The 15833-nt window shown below is 66.4% G+C and carries 15 protein-coding genes; 13 read left to right on the forward strand and 2 right to left on the reverse strand.

Annotated features, from left to right (window positions below; all coding sequences use genetic code 11):
• Positions 1–20: 20 nt before the first annotated feature.
• The gene (locus tag DVH29_RS01725) at positions 21–1913 is read right to left on the reverse strand and encodes a bifunctional sugar phosphate isomerase/epimerase/4-hydroxyphenylpyruvate dioxygenase family protein (protein WP_114644438.1); all 1893 of its coding nucleotides are present in this window, start codon (positions 1911–1913) and stop codon (positions 21–23) included.
• Positions 1914–1982: 69 nt separating this feature from the next.
• Positions 1983–2876 carry a helix-turn-helix domain-containing protein gene (locus DVH29_RS01730; protein WP_114644439.1) on the reverse strand — a complete coding sequence of 298 codons (894 nt, stop codon included), beginning with the start codon at positions 2874–2876 and terminating at the stop codon, positions 1983–1985.
• Between the two features lie 154 nt (positions 2877–3030).
• Between DVH29_RS01730 and DVH29_RS01735 the strand changes: the two genes are divergently transcribed.
• The 13 genes from DVH29_RS01735 (at position 3031) to DVH29_RS01795 (ending at position 15759) form a co-directional block, all read left to right on the forward strand.
• A complete protein-coding gene (locus DVH29_RS01735; protein ID WP_114644440.1) occupies positions 3031–4260 on the forward strand; it encodes an amino acid ABC transporter substrate-binding protein in 1230 nt (409 codons plus the stop codon).
• A gap of 70 nt (positions 4261–4330) precedes the next feature.
• Positions 4331–5206 (forward strand): branched-chain amino acid ABC transporter permease, encoded by an 876-nt coding sequence (locus DVH29_RS01740; RefSeq protein WP_114644441.1) that lies wholly within the window; start codon positions 4331–4333, stop codon positions 5204–5206.
• The gene (locus DVH29_RS01745; protein ID WP_114644442.1) at positions 5203–6135 is read left to right on the forward strand and encodes a branched-chain amino acid ABC transporter permease; all 933 of its coding nucleotides are present in this window, start codon (positions 5203–5205) and stop codon (positions 6133–6135) included. The genes DVH29_RS01740 and DVH29_RS01745 overlap by 4 nt, the downstream gene beginning before the upstream one ends.
• Positions 6132–6860: an ABC transporter ATP-binding protein gene (locus DVH29_RS01750; protein WP_114644443.1), complete on the forward strand. Its 729-nt coding sequence runs from the start codon at positions 6132–6134 to the stop codon at positions 6858–6860. The genes DVH29_RS01745 and DVH29_RS01750 overlap by 4 nt, the downstream gene beginning before the upstream one ends.
• On the forward strand, positions 6853–7569 hold the full coding sequence (locus DVH29_RS01755; RefSeq protein WP_114644444.1) for an ABC transporter ATP-binding protein: 717 nt from the start codon (positions 6853–6855) through the stop codon (positions 7567–7569). Before DVH29_RS01750 ends, DVH29_RS01755 begins: the two co-directional genes overlap by 8 nt.
• Before the next feature lie 23 nt (positions 7570–7592).
• Positions 7593–9044, forward strand: coding sequence for an aldehyde dehydrogenase (locus DVH29_RS01760; protein ID WP_114644445.1), 1452 nt, complete (start codon positions 7593–7595; stop codon positions 9042–9044).
• Between the two features lie 312 nt (positions 9045–9356).
• Entirely contained in the window at positions 9357–10334 is a 978-nt protein-coding gene (locus DVH29_RS01765) for a Bug family tripartite tricarboxylate transporter substrate binding protein (protein ID WP_114644446.1), read from the forward strand.
• Positions 10335–10389: 55 nt separating this feature from the next.
• A complete protein-coding gene (locus DVH29_RS01770; protein ID WP_114644447.1) occupies positions 10390–10848 on the forward strand; it encodes a tripartite tricarboxylate transporter TctB family protein in 459 nt (152 codons plus the stop codon).
• A 10-nt stretch (positions 10849–10858) separates the two neighbouring features.
• Entirely contained in the window at positions 10859–12361 is a 1503-nt protein-coding gene (locus tag DVH29_RS01775; RefSeq protein WP_114644448.1) for a tripartite tricarboxylate transporter permease, read from the forward strand.
• Positions 12358–13038: a GntR family transcriptional regulator gene (locus DVH29_RS01780; protein ID WP_114644449.1), complete on the forward strand. Its 681-nt coding sequence runs from the start codon at positions 12358–12360 to the stop codon at positions 13036–13038. Before DVH29_RS01775 ends, DVH29_RS01780 begins: the two co-directional genes overlap by 4 nt.
• A gap of 47 nt (positions 13039–13085) precedes the next feature.
• A complete protein-coding gene (locus tag DVH29_RS01785) occupies positions 13086–13949 on the forward strand; it encodes an isocitrate lyase/PEP mutase family protein (protein ID WP_114644450.1) in 864 nt (287 codons plus the stop codon).
• A gap of 5 nt (positions 13950–13954) precedes the next feature.
• Entirely contained in the window at positions 13955–14947 is a 993-nt protein-coding gene (locus DVH29_RS01790; protein WP_114644451.1) for a C-terminal binding protein, read from the forward strand.
• Positions 14944–15759, forward strand: a complete 816-nt coding sequence (locus DVH29_RS01795) for an SDR family NAD(P)-dependent oxidoreductase (protein WP_114644452.1) — start codon at positions 14944–14946, stop codon at positions 15757–15759. The genes DVH29_RS01790 and DVH29_RS01795 overlap by 4 nt, the downstream gene beginning before the upstream one ends.
• Positions 15760–15833 lie beyond the last annotated feature (74 nt).

Below are 15833 nucleotides of genomic sequence, written 5' to 3' on the forward strand. Positions count from 1 at the left end.
AAACGCGACCAAATAAAGACTCAGCGGGCCGGGACCGCCTTGTGGCGCAGCTCGCGCTTTTGCGCGGCGATGCGGAACTGGGCATTGGGGGCGCCATAGCCCGCATAGCCGTTGCGCCGTTCCACCACCTCGAAAAAGAAGCCGTCGCCATAGAGCGCCGAATAGAGCTGGAAATATTCCCCGCCCTTCTCGTCGCGGTCATAGAGGATGTTGTTGCGCTTGAGGCGGTCGAGGAAGGCGTCGTCCAGCCCGAACCGGGCCTGCAAATCCGCGAAATAATTGGCCGAGATTTCGAGGAAGCCGAAACCGGTGCCGCCAAACGCCTCGGCGGTCTTGAAGATGTCGGTGGTGGCAAAGGCCACGTGCTGCACCGAGGAGCCGAAACTTTCGGCCACGAACCGTCCGGCGAGGGTGGAGCGCTGGTCGGCGGCGTTGAGGGTGAAGCGGATGGTTCCGGCGTCGTTCTCGATGACCTGTGAGCGCACCAGCCCGGCCGGATCGACGATGTCGAGCATCGGCGTCTTCCGCGTCTCGAACAGGGTGGTGTAGAACAGCAGCCAGCTCAGCAATTCCTCGTAATTCATCGTCTGGCCCACATGGTCGATATGGGACAGTCCCGTATCGGGCCCTGCTGTGCCCGGGGCGATGTGGAATTCGGTCTCCCACACCCGGGCCAGCTCGGTCTTGCCGTCGATGAAATGCATCAGCCCGCCGCCGACGCCGCGAATGGCCGGGATTTGCAATTCCCCCGGGCCGAGCGGCTGCTCGAAGGGTTCGGCCCCCAGGGCGCGGGCGCGGGCGACGGGCGCTCCGGCGTCCTCGACCCTCAGCCCGATATCGCACACGGTCGTGCCGTGCATCAGATAGGCCGAATGGGCGAAACCCTCGCGCTCGGTGTTGATGACGATATTGATGTCCCCGGCGCGGTAGAGGTCCACTTCCTTGGCGATGTGGTGGCCGGCATGGACGAAGCCCATGGAGCCCAGCAGGCCGGCGAGGTTCTGCGCCTCGCTTTCATTGGCGGCGAATTCGATGAATTCCACCCCCTCGACGGCGATCGGGGCCGGCATGGGCGGCAGGTCGACCGAAATGGAGGGCTCGGCGCGCCGCACCGCGTCCATCAGCGCCACCAGCGAACGGTGGCCGTCCACGGCGATGGCGCCGGGCGAGCCGCCGCGGAACTGGTCGTTGAAGATTTCCAGCGACCACACGCCATTATAGCCCGTGGCGGCGATGGCGCGCGCGAAGCGGGTCACGTCGAGATCGCCCTGTCCCGGCATGTTGCGGAAATGCCGGCTCCAATAGAGCAGGTCCATGTCGATCAGCGGCGCATCGGCCAATTGCACGAAGAAGATCTTGTCGCCGGGGATGGAGCGGATGGTCTCGGGATCGATCTTGCGGGCATAGGAATGGAAGCTGTCGAGGATCAGCCCGACATTGGGATGGTCGGCGCGCCGCACGATTTCCCAGGCGTCGCGGTGGTCGTGGACATGCCGGCCCCAGGCCAGCGCCTCATAGCCGATGCGCAGGCCGCGCTTTGCGGCGCGTTCGCCCAGTTCATGGAGGTCCGCCGCCGCGCGGTCGATGCCGCCCAGCGCGGCGGGGGAGACGTTGGAGCAGATCAGCACCAGATCGGTGCCCAATTCCTCCATGACGTCGAATTTGCGCTCGGCGCGGGCGAAGGCGCGCGAGCGTTCGGGCTCGGGCAGGCCCTCGAAATCGCGGAACGGCTGGAACAGCGAGATGTCGAGGCCGTGCTCGCGGGCCAGGCGCCCCACCTCGCGCGGGCCGCCGTCAAAGGCGAGGAAGTCGTTCTCGAAGATCTCGATCCCGTCGAATCCCGCCGCGGCGATGGCCGTGAGCTTTTCGCGCAGATCGCCACTGATCGATACGGTCGCAATCGCGGTCTTCATGGGGCATCCGACTCCGTCACTGTGTGTGTTCCCTTTAGCCATCTGCCGCCATTGTCGCAATCGGGTCGATCAGGGCCAGGCGGCGAACGAGCCCGATTGCCGGATCTGGTTGCGGGCGAAGTCCTTGCGGTATTCGCGCGGCGACTTGCCGTTCAGCCGCTTGAAGAAGCGGGAGAAATAGGCGGTGTCCTCGAAGCCGAGCGAGAGCGAGACCTCCGCGATCTGCATGCCGGAATTCTCCAGCATCTGCCGCGCCTCGGCCATGAGGCGCGAATGGATCAGCCGCTGCGGGGTCTGCCCGGTGGCCCGTTGCACCGCGCTGGTCAGCCGGCCGGCGCTCACCCCCAGATAGCGGGCATAATCGGCCACCGACCAGTGCTGGCGCATCTGCTGGTCGACCAGATGCAGGAAATTGTTTACCACATTGCGCGGCGTGGGCTGGGGGGCGGCGCTCACCATGTCGGAGCTTCGCCAGACGAGGATGCACACGATGGCCAGCTGGTGGCGCACCATTTCCTGCGCGCCCGGCAGGTTGTCGCGCAATTCCCCTTCCATGGTGGCGATCAGCGTGCTCAGCCGCGTTCCGACCTCGCGGGAGATGGGGCTGGCCAGTTGCGGCCGCAGGGCGAGGTGGCGCACGTCCTCGGCGATGTTGCCGGGCAGGGCGATCTGGCCCAGCGCCGCGTCCGAGATGGCCAGCCACGCCCCGCGCGATCCCGCGAATAGCGTCAGCCGCGCCGGCTGGCCGGAGGGCACCCATACCAGAATGGGGGCATGGATGGGCTGGGTATCGGTGCCGGTGGCGATTTCCCCATTGCCGGAGACCAGCACGAAAATCCGGTTGCGGCGGCCGTGCAGGGTCCATTGGGTCTGGTCGAGCGGGGAATTGATCGACTGGCTCTCCACCTCCTGGGCGAGGTCCAGTTTCTGCCGCCAATCCCGTGATGCGCCGTTTGCCCGCATTCCGCCTCCGTCTGGATCGTGCAAAAGTACAAGTTTCTGAGCAAAAAGTCTATTCTGATCGCTGCCGGTTTTAGGCTAGCGTGCCCCGAGGCGCTCGAAAAGACCAGAGCCGGAGCGCGTCCATGCCCCACATGGGGCCAGAGGAGGATTTTGCATGACTCTCATTTCCCGCCGGAATGCCCTGCGCGTTCTCGGCACCGCCGTAACCCTTCTGGCGGGCGTCAGCGCCGCCGCCGTCTCGGCCCAGGACCGCAGCTCGGTCAAGATCGGCTATGCCGTCTCGATCACCGGCGGCAATGCCGGCGGCGCGGGCATCACCACCATTCCCAATTACCGCCTCTGGGTGCATGAGGTGAACGAAGCCGGCGGGCTGGAACTGCCGGACGGATCGCGCCTGCCCATCGAGGTCGTCGAATATGACGACCGCTCCTCGGCCGAGGAAGTGGTGCGCGCCGTCGAGCGCCTCGTCACCCAGGACGAGGTCGATTTCGTCCTTTCCCCGTGGGGCACCGGCTTCAACCTCGCCGTCGCGCCGCTGCTCGACCGCTTCGGCTATCCGCTGATCGCCTCTGCCGCCGTCACCGACCGCGCCGCCGAATTCGCCGAGCGCTGGCCGGGCAGCTTCTGGCTGCTGGGCGGGGGCGCCGACTATGCCGGCGCGCTGGCCGGGGTTCTGGGCGAGGCCCATGCGGCGGGCGATATCAACGCCGATGTGGCGATCATCTCGGTGGCCGACGGGTTCGGCATCGACCTGGTCAATGCGGCCCGCGAAACCTTTGCCGAGGCCGGGCTCAACATCGTCATGGACCGCACCTATCCGCCGGGAACCACCGATTTCTCGCCCATGATCAACGAGGCGCAGGCTTCGGGCGCCGACAGCTTCGTCGCCTTCTCCTATCCGCCCGATACTTTCGCGCTTACCCAGCAGGCCCAGGTCGCCGCCTTCAACCCGGATGTGTTCTATCTCGGGGTCGGCACGCCGTTCCCGACCTATATCGGGGCCAATGGCGACAATGCCGAGGGCGTGCTGAGCCTTGGCGGCATCGACACCTCCAACGCGGCGCTGATGGATTACCGCCAGCGGCATGAGGAGTTCATCGGCCAGGCCCCCGATTTCTGGGCCTCGCAGATGACCTATGCCGGGCTCGAAATGCTCGAGGAAGCCATCCGCCGCGTCGGCCTCGACCGCGAGGCGGTGGCCAATGAGCTCTCCACCGGCACCTTCACCACCATCCTGGGCGAGACCACGCTGGAGGACAACCAGCTCCGCGACCTGTGGTGGACCGGCCAGTGGCAGGATGGCGTCTTCGTGGCGCTCGAGCCGTCCGACCGCGACGGGGCCAGCGAGATCCGTCTCCCCAAGCAGCCCTGGCAGGGCCAGTGACAGCGCGCGGCCCTGCCTTCCCAAAGGGGCAGGGCCGCGCATCGCAGAACAGACGAGGACAGGCTTTCCCATGCTTCTGACAGCGCTCATCTCCGGTCTGGTGCTGGGCGGCACCTATGCGCTGGTCGCCATGGGCCTCACGCTCCAATACGGCATCTCGCGCATCATGAACCTCGCCTATGGCGAGATCACCATCTTCGCCGCCTTTTCCGCCTTCATCCTGTTTTCGACCTTCGGCATCAATCCGCTGCTGGGCATGGCGATCGTTCTGCCCGGGGCCTTCGTCTTCGGCTATCTCATCTACGGCGTCATGATGCAGCCGCTGGTCAGCCGCTCGTCCCGGACCGGTTCGCTGGAGGTGGATTCGATCCTCGCCACCTTCGGGCTGCTGTTCGTCATCCAGGGGGTGATGCTGATCACCTTCGGCTCGAACTACACCAGCTACAACTACCTCAATTTCGGCGTGAACGTCCTCGGCGCCAACATCGCCGCCAACCGGCTGCTGGCCTTCGCGCTGGCCATCGTCATCGGCGGGGTGCTGTTCCTGGTGCTCACTCGCACCCGCTGGGGCACTACCATCCGCGCCATCGCCGTGGCGCCGGCCTCGGCGCCCCTGGTCGGCATCAACGTCAACCGCACGGCCCGCTTCGCCTTTGCGCTCGGCACCATGCTGGCCGCCTCGGGCGGGGTGATGGTCTCCATGTACCAGACCTTCAACGCCTCCATGGGCGTGGTGTTCACCATGAAGGCGCTGGTCATCGTCATCATGGGCGGGCTGGGCAATCTCATGGGGGCGCTGGTCGCGGGGCTGCTGCTCGGGCTGGTGGAGACGTTCGTCGCCACCTATGTCGATCCCGGCCTCACGCTCGCCTCCACCTATCTCATCTTCCTCGTGGTGCTTCTGTGGAAGCCCGCCGGGCTGTTCGGAAAGGCCGCCGGCCGATGACCCGCACGATAATCGGCTTCGTCCTCGTCGGACTGGCCCTCCTCGCCCTCGCTTTCATGCCCACCCAATTGGGGGCCTATGGCGTCGGCCTGCTGCTCGGCATGACCGGCTATGTGACCCTGGCCAGCGCCTGGGCGCTGTTTTCGGGGCCGACCCGCTATATCTCGCTGGCCACCGTCGCCTTTTTCGGCATCGGCGCCTATACGGTCGCCGTGCTCTCGGAAGCCATGCCCTATCCGCTGGTGCTCGTCACGGCGGGGCTGATCGGGCTCGGCGTCGCGCTCGTCGTCGGGCTGGCGACGCTGCGGCTGGCCGGGGTCTATTTCGTGATCTTCAGCTTCGGGCTGGCCGAACTGGTGCGCCAGCTGGTCACCTGGTACGAGGTCAACGTCACCGGCACCCTGGGGCGCTATATCTTCCTGCCGATCAGCGCCACCGAGATCTATTGGCAGTTGCTCGGCCTTGCCGCCATTACGCTCCTCATCGGCTGGTGGATTTCGCGCTCGCGCATCGGGCTGGCCCTCAAGGTGATCGGCGACGACGAGACCGTGGCCGCCCATACGGGCATCGACATCTCGCGCGTCAAGCTGGCGCTCTTTGCCATCAGCGCCACCATCATCACCCTGGTCGGCGCCATCCAGGCCCCGCGCTGGACCTATATCGAGCCGGCCATCGTGTTCAATCCGACCGTTTCGTTCCTCACCGTCATCATGGCGCTCCTGGGCGGCGCGAACCGGCTCTGGGGGCCGATGCTCGGCGCCATCCCGCTCTTTTTGCTGTTCGAATGGCTGAGCGCCAATTTCCCCAATCACTATTCGATCATTCTGGGCCTGATGTTCATCGCCATCGTCTTCATCGTGCCGCGCGGGGTTGTCGCGCTGGCCGAGGACCTCTTCAAACGCGCCCGGCGCAAGGAGGCGGCGCAATGACGCAATTGCTCGAAATCACCGGCCTCAAGAAGCAGTTCGGGGGCCTCACCGCCGTCAACGATGTCAGCTTTTCGGTCGGCGAGGGCGAGATCGCGGCGCTGCTCGGCCCCAATGGCTCGGGCAAGACCACGGTGCTCAACATGATCTCGGGGGCGCTGTCGCCCACCGCCGGCACCATCGCGCTGGCCGGGGAGCGGATTTCCCACCTTGCCCCGCACCGCATCGCCCACAAGGGCGTTTCGCGCACCTTCCAATTGGTCAAGATCCTGCCCTCGCTCACCGTGGCCGAGAATGTCGTCGCCGCCCTGGCCTTCCGGCGCGATCCGCTCTGGGGCAGCAGGGCGACCGAGCGCGCCCACGAATTGCTGGCCGAAGTGGGCCTGGCCGGACGCGGCGGCGAGCACGCCGACGACCTCACCTATATCGACCAGAAGCGCATGGAACTGGCCCGGGCGCTGGCCGCCGAGCCGCGCCTCCTCTTGCTCGACGAATGGCTGTCGGGGCTCAATCCCACCGAATTGCGCGTCGGCATCGACCTCATCGTCTCGCTGCGCGACCGGGGAATGACCATATTGCTGGTGGAACATATCATGGAAGCGGTGCGGGCCCTGTGCAGCCGGGCCGTGGTCATGAATGTCGGCAACAAGATCGCCGAAGGCCCCACCGCCGAGGTGCTGGCCGATCCCGTCGTCATCTCGGCCTATCTGGGAGAGGGCCATGCTTGAAGTCAGAAATCTCTCTTTGCGCTATGGCCGTCACCGGGCCCTCGAGGACGTTTCGGTCAGCGTGGGCGAAGGCGAGACCGTAGTGATTCTGGGCGCCAACGGGGCGGGTAAATCCTCGCTGCTCAAGGCCATCGCCGGTCTGGCGCGCCCGGAAAAGGGTTCGGAAATCACCATTGACGGCCGTTCGCTCATCGGCGTCGCGCCGCATCGGATACCCGAGACGGGGATCGCGCTGGTGCCTGAGGGCAGGGGGATGTTCGGCGATCTCACCGTCGAGGAAAACCTGCTGCTCGGCGCCAATCCCCGCCGCGCCCGGGCCGGCGAGGCCGAGCGCAGCGCCCTTGTCTACGACCTCTTTCCCCGCCTCGCCGAACGCCGGCGCCAGAGTGTGCGCACCATGTCGGGCGGCGAGCAGCAGATGGTGGCCATCGGGCGGGCCCTGATGAGCAATCCGCAATATCTCATGCTCGACGAGCCCAGCCTCGGGCTGGCGCCCATCGTGGTCACCGAATTGTTCGCCGCCCTCGACCGGGTCAAGAAGACCGGCGTGGCGCTGCTTCTGGTCGAGCAGAACGTCTCGATTTCCCTTTCGATCTCCGATCGCGGCTACCTCATGGAAGCGGGCCGCATCGTGGGGGCCGATACCGCCGAAGCGCTCAAGACCGACGCAGCGGTGCAACAGGCATTTCTCGGCGGCTCGGCCGCCTGACACACACCAAGGAGACACCAGCGATGGAACAGCTTGGCCTGCTTATCGCCAATGAAGACCAGAACGCGTCGGGAGGCGCGGTCTTCGAACGCCGCAATCCCATCTCGGGCACCGTGGCGACCCGCGCCGCCGCCGCGACCGTCGAGGACGCCCAGCGCGCCGCCGATGCCGCCGCCGCCGCCTTCCCGGAATGGTCCAGATCCCTCCCCAAGGAGCGGCGCAAGATTTTGCTCAAGGCCGCCGACATCCTCGAAGCCAGGGGCCCGCAATTCGTCGAGGCCATGGGGGCTGAGATCGGCGCCACCGCCGGCTGGGCCATGTTCAACGTGACGCTCGCCGCCGACATGCTGCGCGAGGCGGCCAGCCTCGTCACCCAGATCAAGGGCGAGATCGTCCCCTCCAACCGGCCCGGCAGCCTCGCCATGGCCGTGCGCCAGCCGGCCGGCGTGGTGCTGGCCATGGCGCCGTGGAACGCCCCGGTGATCCTCGGGGTCCGCTCGCTGGCCACCCCGCTCGCCTGCGGCAATACCGTGGTGATGAAGACTTCCGAGCTCTGCCCGCGCACCCATCGGCTGATCGTCGAGACCCTGCTCGAAGCCGGCTTGCCCAAGGGCGCGCTCAACGCCGTCTCCAACGCGCCCGAGGATGCGGGCGAGATCGTCGAGGCGCTGATCGCCCATCCGGCCGTGCGCCGGGTCAATTTCACCGGCTCGACGCGGGTTGGCCGCATCATCGCCGAAAAGGCCGGGCGGCACCTCAAGCCGGCCCTGCTCGAACTGGGCGGCAAGGCGCCCTTCGTGGTCCTCGATGACGCCGATCTCGACGAGGCGGTCGCCGCCGCCGCCTTCGGGGCCTATATGAACCAGGGCCAGATCTGCATGTCCACCGAGCGCATCGTCGTTCTGGACTCGGTCGCCGACGCCTTTGTCGAAAAGCTCTCGGCCAAGGCGCGGACGCTGGTGGCGGGCGACCCGACCAAGGGCGACACCCCGCTCGGTTCCGTGGTCGATGTGGGCGCCGCCCAGCGGCTGGAACAGCTGATCAAGGACGCGACCGGCAAGGGTGCGGTCCTTGCCGCCGGCGGCCGCATCGACGGCACCATCATGGACGCCACCCTGCTCGACAAGGTCGCCCCGTCCATGCGCATCTATGGCGAGGAATCCTTCGGCCCGGTGGTCACCGTGGTCCGCGTCGGCTCGGTGGATGAGGCCGTGCGCGTCGCCAACGATACCGAATACGGCCTCTCCTCGGCGGTGTTCGGCAAGGACGTCAACCGCGCCCTCGCCGTGGCCCGCCGCATCGAGAGCGGCATCTGCCACGTCAACGGGCCCACGGTCCATGACGAGGCGCAGATGCCCTTTGGCGGCGTCAAGGCGTCCGGCTATGGCCGCTTCGGCGGCAATTGGGGCATCGCCGAATTCACCGAACTGCGCTGGGTCACCGTCCAGGACGGCGCTGTCCACTACCCGATCTGACCCCGCCTTGCATCGGGCCGGGCCGCTCTGCCCCCTCCTGTTTCGAGGATGGGGCAGGGGCGCCCGGCCCGCTTTTTATCTCCACCACGCCGTTTCGCGCCGCCAAAAAATCGTCATCGAATTTTCACCGGCTGTGAGCGCTCCCGGCGCGGTAACGGAAAATTAACCCACCAAATCATTGGGTTTTGCGGAAAACCTCAAGCGCTTTTCCGCTGCCTTTATTGCCCTAAATCCCGTTTGACTCTCCCTGTTGTATACAGTATCCGGTATTCAAGGCACCCGGTAAGCCGGCTGCCCGAACGGGAGAGATTAATGCAGATATCCAAAATCTTGGGCGCTGGCTTCGTCGCCGGTGCAATGGTTTTTGCGGCAGGCGCCGCCACGGCTCAGGACTATCCGTCCAAGCCGATCACCATGATCGTGCCCTGGGGCGCGGGCGGGGGCACCGATGCCACGGCCCGCATCATCGCCACGCTGCTCGAAGGCGAGTTGGGCGTTCCGGTGCCGGTCGAGAACCGCACCGGCGGTTCGGGCGTGGTGGGCCATTCGGCCATCGCCAACGCCGCTCCGGACGGCTACACCATCGGCATCGCCACGCTGGAAATCGGCGGCATGCACTATCAGGGGCTGACCGAGCTCGACTACACGGCCTTCACCCCGATCGGGCTCTACAATTCCGATCCGGCCGCCATCTTCGTGCGTTCCGATTCCGCCTATGAGGACGTCAACGCCCTCATCGAGGCGGTCGAAGCCAGCGCGGATCGCGAATTCAAGGCCTCGGGCTCGGCCCAGGGCGGCGTCAACCATCTGGCCGTGGCCGGCATGCTGAACGCCCTTGAAATCCCCGTTCAGCGCGTCGCCTGGGTGCCCTCCGAGGGTGCCGCGCCGGGCCTGCAGGACCTCGCCGCCGGCGGCGTCGATTTCGTGGCCGCCTCGCTGCCCGAAGCCCGGGCGCTGATGGATGCCGGGCGCATCAAGCCGCTGGCCATCTTCGCCACCGAGCGCGCCGATGCGGCCCCGGATCTGGTGACCTTCGAGGAAGCGACCGGCGTTGCCTTCGCGCTCGGCTCCTGGCGCGGCATCGCCGCCCCGGCCGGCCTCGATCCCGAGATCGCCCGCACGCTGGCCGACGCCATCGGCAAGGTGGTCGAGGACCCCGAATACACCCAGTTCATGGAAGCCAGCGGCTATGCCATGCAGTGGACGCCCAATGAGGAATTCGAGCAGTTCATGGCCGATTCCGACGCCCAGATGGGGACCACCCTGCGGGCCGTGGGCCTCGCCCGCTAAGCGCAATACAGGAGGCCGCCCCGGGCGGCCTCCTGCTCTTTGAGGAGTTGCTCTCATGCGCATCCATGACAGCCTGATCGGCCTGTTCTTCGTCGTGCTCGGCGCTTACGTGCTGTTCGAGGCATCCCGCTTTCCCGGCATGCCGGGCCAGGCGATCGGCCCAGGCAGCTTTCCCATGCTGTTCGGCGCCCTGTTTGTCATCGGGGGCCTGATCATCGCCCGCCAGGGCATCGCGGAAGGTTTTGGCAAGCTGGTGGTGCTCAATGAAGGCTGGCTTGTGCCCTCGCGCGCCATCGCCGTGGTGGTCTCGGTGTTCGGCACCATCCTCCTCGCCGCCTTTTTCAGCCAGATCGGCTTTCTCATCGGGGGCGTCCTGCTCCTCGTCACGCTTTTCATGCTGCTCGGGCATCGCTCGCTGCTCTGGGTGGCCGTCGCGGTGGGCTTCGTGTTCGGGATCTACTTCCTGATGTCGCGCCTGCTGCTGGTCCCGCTGCCCGCCGGACCGCTGTTCTAGGAGATCGGCCATGGAAACGCTCATTGCCGCCGCTCAGCTCGTCCTCGAGCCCTATACGCTGATGGTGATCCTGGCCTGCGCGCTGTTCGGCCTGTTCATCGGCGCGGTGCCGGGCCTGTCGGCCACCATGGCCACCGCCATGCTGGTGCCCATCACCTTCTACATGGACCCGGTTCCGGCCGTGGGCGCCATCGTCACCATGTCGGCCATGGCGATCTTTGCCTCCGACATCCCGGCAGCGCTGGTGCGCATTCCCGGCACCGCCGCCTCGGCCGCCTATGTGGACGACCTGCACCAGCTCACCCTCAAGGGCAAGCCGGGCATCGCGCTCGGGCTGTGCGTCGTCACCTCGGCCATCGGAGGGGTGTTCGGCACCGCCGTGCTGATGATCGCGGCGCCGCAACTGGCCGAAGTCTCGCTCAATTTCACCTCGTTCGAATATTTCTGGCTGGCCCTGTTGGGGCTCAGCGCGGCGGTGATGCTGGGGTCGGGCACGCTGGTCAAGAGCGTCATGGCCCTGTGCCTGGGGCTGCTGGTGGCTTCTGTGGGGCTCGATACCAGCTCGGGCTATCCGCGCTTCACCTATGGCCAGCAGGATTTCCTGTCCGGCGTGCCGTTCATTCCGGCCCTGATCGGCTTTTTCGCCGTGCCCGAGGTGATCCGCGCCATCGTGCACCGCGACAATACCGTCTCGGCCCGATCCATCTCCAAGGTCTCCGAGCTCTTCGAGGGCATGGGCAAGATCCTGTGGAAGTTCCGCTTCAACGTGGCGCGCGGCTCGGTGGTCGGCACGCTGGTGGGCATCCTGCCCGGCGCGGGCTCCGACATCGCGTCCTGGATCAGCTATGCGATCTCCAAGCGCTTCTCCAAGCATCCCGAGCGTTATGGCAAGGGCTATGAGGAAGGGCTGGTCGATTCCGGCGCGGCCAACAATTCGGCCCTGAGCGGGGCCTATGTCCCGGCCATGGTGTTCGGCATTCCCGGCGACTCGATCACCGCCATCGTCATCGGCGTGCTCTACGTCAAGGGCCTCAATCCCGGCCCCATGGTGTTCATCAACAACGCCGTCGAGGTCAACGCCATCTTCCTCGTCTTCATGCTGGCCAACCTCCTGATGGTGCCGCTGGGCATTCTGGCCATCCTGATGGCCGCCCCCGTGCTGCGGGTGTCCAAGACCGCGCTGGCGCCGCTCATCCTGTGCTTTGCCATCGTGGGGTCGTTCTCGATCGAACTCTCCACCACGGCGATCACCGTGATGATGGTGGTGGGCGTCTTCGCCTATCTCATGGAGGAGAACGGCATCCCGGTGGCCCCGGCCGTGCTGGGGCTGGTGATGGGCACGCTGGTCGAGCGCAACCTCATCACCTCGCTGATCAAGGCCGACAACAACCCGCTGGCCTTCTTCGAGCGTCCCATCGCCGGGGGGCTGGGGGTGGTCACCCTCGCCCTGTGGTTCACGCCGCTTCTCGTGGCGCTCTATCGCCGCTATCGCCGACCGCGGGTGGCTGCATGAAGAACCTCAGGATCGAGCAGCCCCGGTCGCTGGCCGATATCGTCGCCGACCGCTTGCGCAAGGCAATCATCGATGGCGATTTCGGGCTCGGGGAAGCCATCCGCGAGGAGATGCTGGCCGAGACCTTCGGGGTCAGCCGCACCCCGGTACGCGACGCGCTGATCCAGCTCGAGCAGCAGGGGCTGGTGCGCATCCAGTCCAAGCGCGGCAGCTCGGTGTTCTCCCCCAGCGTAGAGGATGTCGCCCGCATCTGCGACTACCGCAAGATGATCGAGATGAACGCCCTCGCCATGGCGCTGGAGCGCGACCGCAAGGGGCTGATCGCCCGGCTGGAGAAGGTGGTCGCCGACATGGACGAGGCTCGGGACCGGGGCGATGCGGTGGCCTATGGCCATCTCGACACCGCCTTCCACCAGGCCTTTGTCGATTTCTCGGGAAACCCCTATGTGATCGATGCCTATCAGCTCGTCTCGGGGCCCATCGCGGCCCTGCGCACCCATCTCACCCGCCCCATCGAGCAATTGCGCGAGCAGTCGCTGCGCGAGCACAAGCTGTTCCTCGAACACGCGCGGGATGGTGATCTGGACAGCATCCGCACCCTTATGGACCACCATGTGGACCGCACCGCCGAAATCTACATCTCGGTGCTCACCGAGACCGAAAAATCCTCGGCCTGACCGCCGGGGCATGCCAACCCCCACCCTCAATGGACTCTAGCGAGCAAATGAATCACGCAAAGAATTTGAAGCACCGCCTGTCGCAACCCGGCATCGTGATGGCGCCCGGCGCTCCGGATTCCGTCTCGGCGCGGCTGGTCGAGCGCGCCGGCTTCGACGCCATCTACATGACCGGCTTCGGCGCCACCGCCACCCGGCTCGGCATGCCCGATATCGGCCTCCTGACCCAGACGGAGATGGCCGAACACGCTCGCAACATGGTCCGGGCGACCTCGATCCCCGTCATCGCCGATGCCGATACCGGTTATGGCGGCCCGTCCAACATCCACCGCACCGTGCGCGAATATATCCAGGCCGGCGTCGCCGCCATCCATCTTGAGGATCAGGTCGCGCCCAAGCGCTGCGGCCAGATGGCCGGCATCCGGCTCATGGAGGCCGATGAGAACGTGCTCCGCCTCAAGGCGGCCCTCGAATCGCGGGAAGGCGACGACCTCCTGGTCATCGGCCGCACCGACGCCCTGCCGGCCGCGGGCGTGGAGGAGGCCATCCGCCGTGCCAAACTCTATCAGGACGCCGGCGTCGATCTGGTCTTTGTCGACGGCATCAAGAAGATTGCCGAAGTCGAAGCGGTCGCCCGCGCCGTCGAGGGGCCCAAGGTGGTCTCCATCGTCGATGGCAACGAGACCACGGCGCTGACCGCAAAGGACCTCGAGGAGCTCGGCTTCTCGGTGGTCTTCTATGCCGTCACGGCGCTCTTTACCGCCACCCGCGCCATGGCCGACGCCTTTGCCGCCCTCAAGGCCAACGGCACCCCGGCCAATGCCGGTCCGCAGCACACCTATGCCGAATTCACCGAGATCGTCGGTCTGCCCTTCCACCAGTCCCTCGACGATCGCTTCGGAGCCCATTGAGTACCATGAGCTACAAGATCGTTCTCACCGACTATGAATTCCCCGATCTGGGCCCGGAAACCGAGGTTTTCGCGCGCGCCGGGCTGACCCTCACGCCCAATCAGGCACGGACCGAGGATGAGCTGATCGCCGCCTGTGCCGGCGCCGATGCGGTCCTCAACCAGTACGCCCAGTTGACCCCGCGGGTCATCCGCTCGCTGGACAAGTGCCGCATCATTTCGCGCTACGGCATCGGGCTCAACACCATCGACGTTCCGACCGCCACCGAGCTGGGCATCTATATCGGCAACGTCCCGGACGGTTCGCTCGAGGAGGTTTCGGACCACGCCATCGCGCTGCTGCTCGCCGTGGTGCGCGGCCTCGTCAAGTTCGACACCGCCGTCAAGGCCGGCAAGTGGGACTATACCGTGGTCAAGCCCCTCTACCGGGTGCGCGGCAAGACGCTGGGCTTGTTGAGCTTCGGCAATATCGCCCGCAAGGTCGCGGTGAAGATGGCCGGCTTCGGCGTGCGCATCATCGCCCATGATCCCTATGCCGACGCTGCCGAGGCCAAGGCCATGGGGGTCGAGCTGGTCGATCTCGAAACCCTGTGCCGCGAGTCCGACTATCTCTCGGTCCACGTGCCGCTGGTCGAGCAGACCCGGCATATCCTCTCGCGCGACCAGTTCGCGGTGATGAAGCCCACCGCCATCGTGGTCAACACCGCCCGGGGTCCGGTCATCGACGAGGCTGCCCTCATAGCGGCGCTTTCCGAAAAGCGGCTGGCCGGGGCGGGGCTCGACGTGTTCGAGACCGAGCCCGTCCGGGGCGACAATCCGCTGCTCGCCATGGACAATGTGGTGCTCTCCTCGCACGCGGCCTGGTATTCGGAAGATTCCGAATATGAGATCCGCAGCAAGACGGCCCAGAACGTCGTCGACGTGCTGCAGGGGCGGGAGCCGACCTATCTCGCCAATCCCGATGTCGCCGGGCATGCCCGGGCGAGGGCAGGGCAGTGAACGCTGCCGCTCCCATCGCTTCGGAGCTGCTGGCGGGCCATGTCGCTCTGGTGACGGGCGCCGCCGGCGGCATCGGCAAGGCGATCGCCGGCGAGTTCGCCGGCGCGGGCTGCGATCTGGTGCTCGCCGATCTCGCCGCGCCTGACGCGCTTGCCGCCGCCATGGCGGGCGAGCACGGGGTGCGGGCCATCGGCGTCGCCATGGACGTGGCCGACGAGGCCAGCGTCGCGGCGGCGCGGGACGCCGCCCGCGCCCGTCTCGGCATTGTCGACATCGTCGTCAACAATGCCGGCATCATGCAGCGCGAGAGCAGCGATCACCACACCTTGCCGGCCGACGACCTGGCGCGGATGCTCAAGGTGCATGTCTCGGGTGCCGCCATCGTCGCGGCGGCCTTCATCGCCGGCATGCGCGAGAAGGGGTTCGGCCGCGTCATCAATCTCGGCTCGGTCATCGGCCATGTGGGCCTGCCTCGGCGCACCGCCTATTCCACCGCCAAGGCGGCCATCGGCGGGCTGACGCGCGGGCTGGCGCTGGAGAACGCCCGGCACGGCATCACCGTCAACGCCGTCTCGCCCGGCTATGTGCTCACCGACGTGCTGCGGGCCAAGATGGAGGCGGGCACTCTGGCCTATGCCCCCTTCGCCGAGCGCGCTGCTGTGGGGCGCTGGGCCGAGCCGGGGGAAATCGCCCGCGTCATCCGCTTCCTCGCCGAACCGGGTTCTGGCTTCATCACCGGCGTCGACTGGCTGGTCGATGGCGGCTACTCCATCAACGGCGACCCCGAAAATTCCCTCGGTCCGCTGGTCTAGGGCGAACATGGCAGCGCATAACGGGCGATGAACAGCGCGCAAGACGCCGCACAACGCGGTAAATCGCAACAATT

It is taken from the genome of Pelagibacterium lacus, from assembly GCF_003345525.1.
Lineage (GTDB): Bacteria > Pseudomonadota > Alphaproteobacteria > Rhizobiales > Devosiaceae > Pelagibacterium > Pelagibacterium lacus.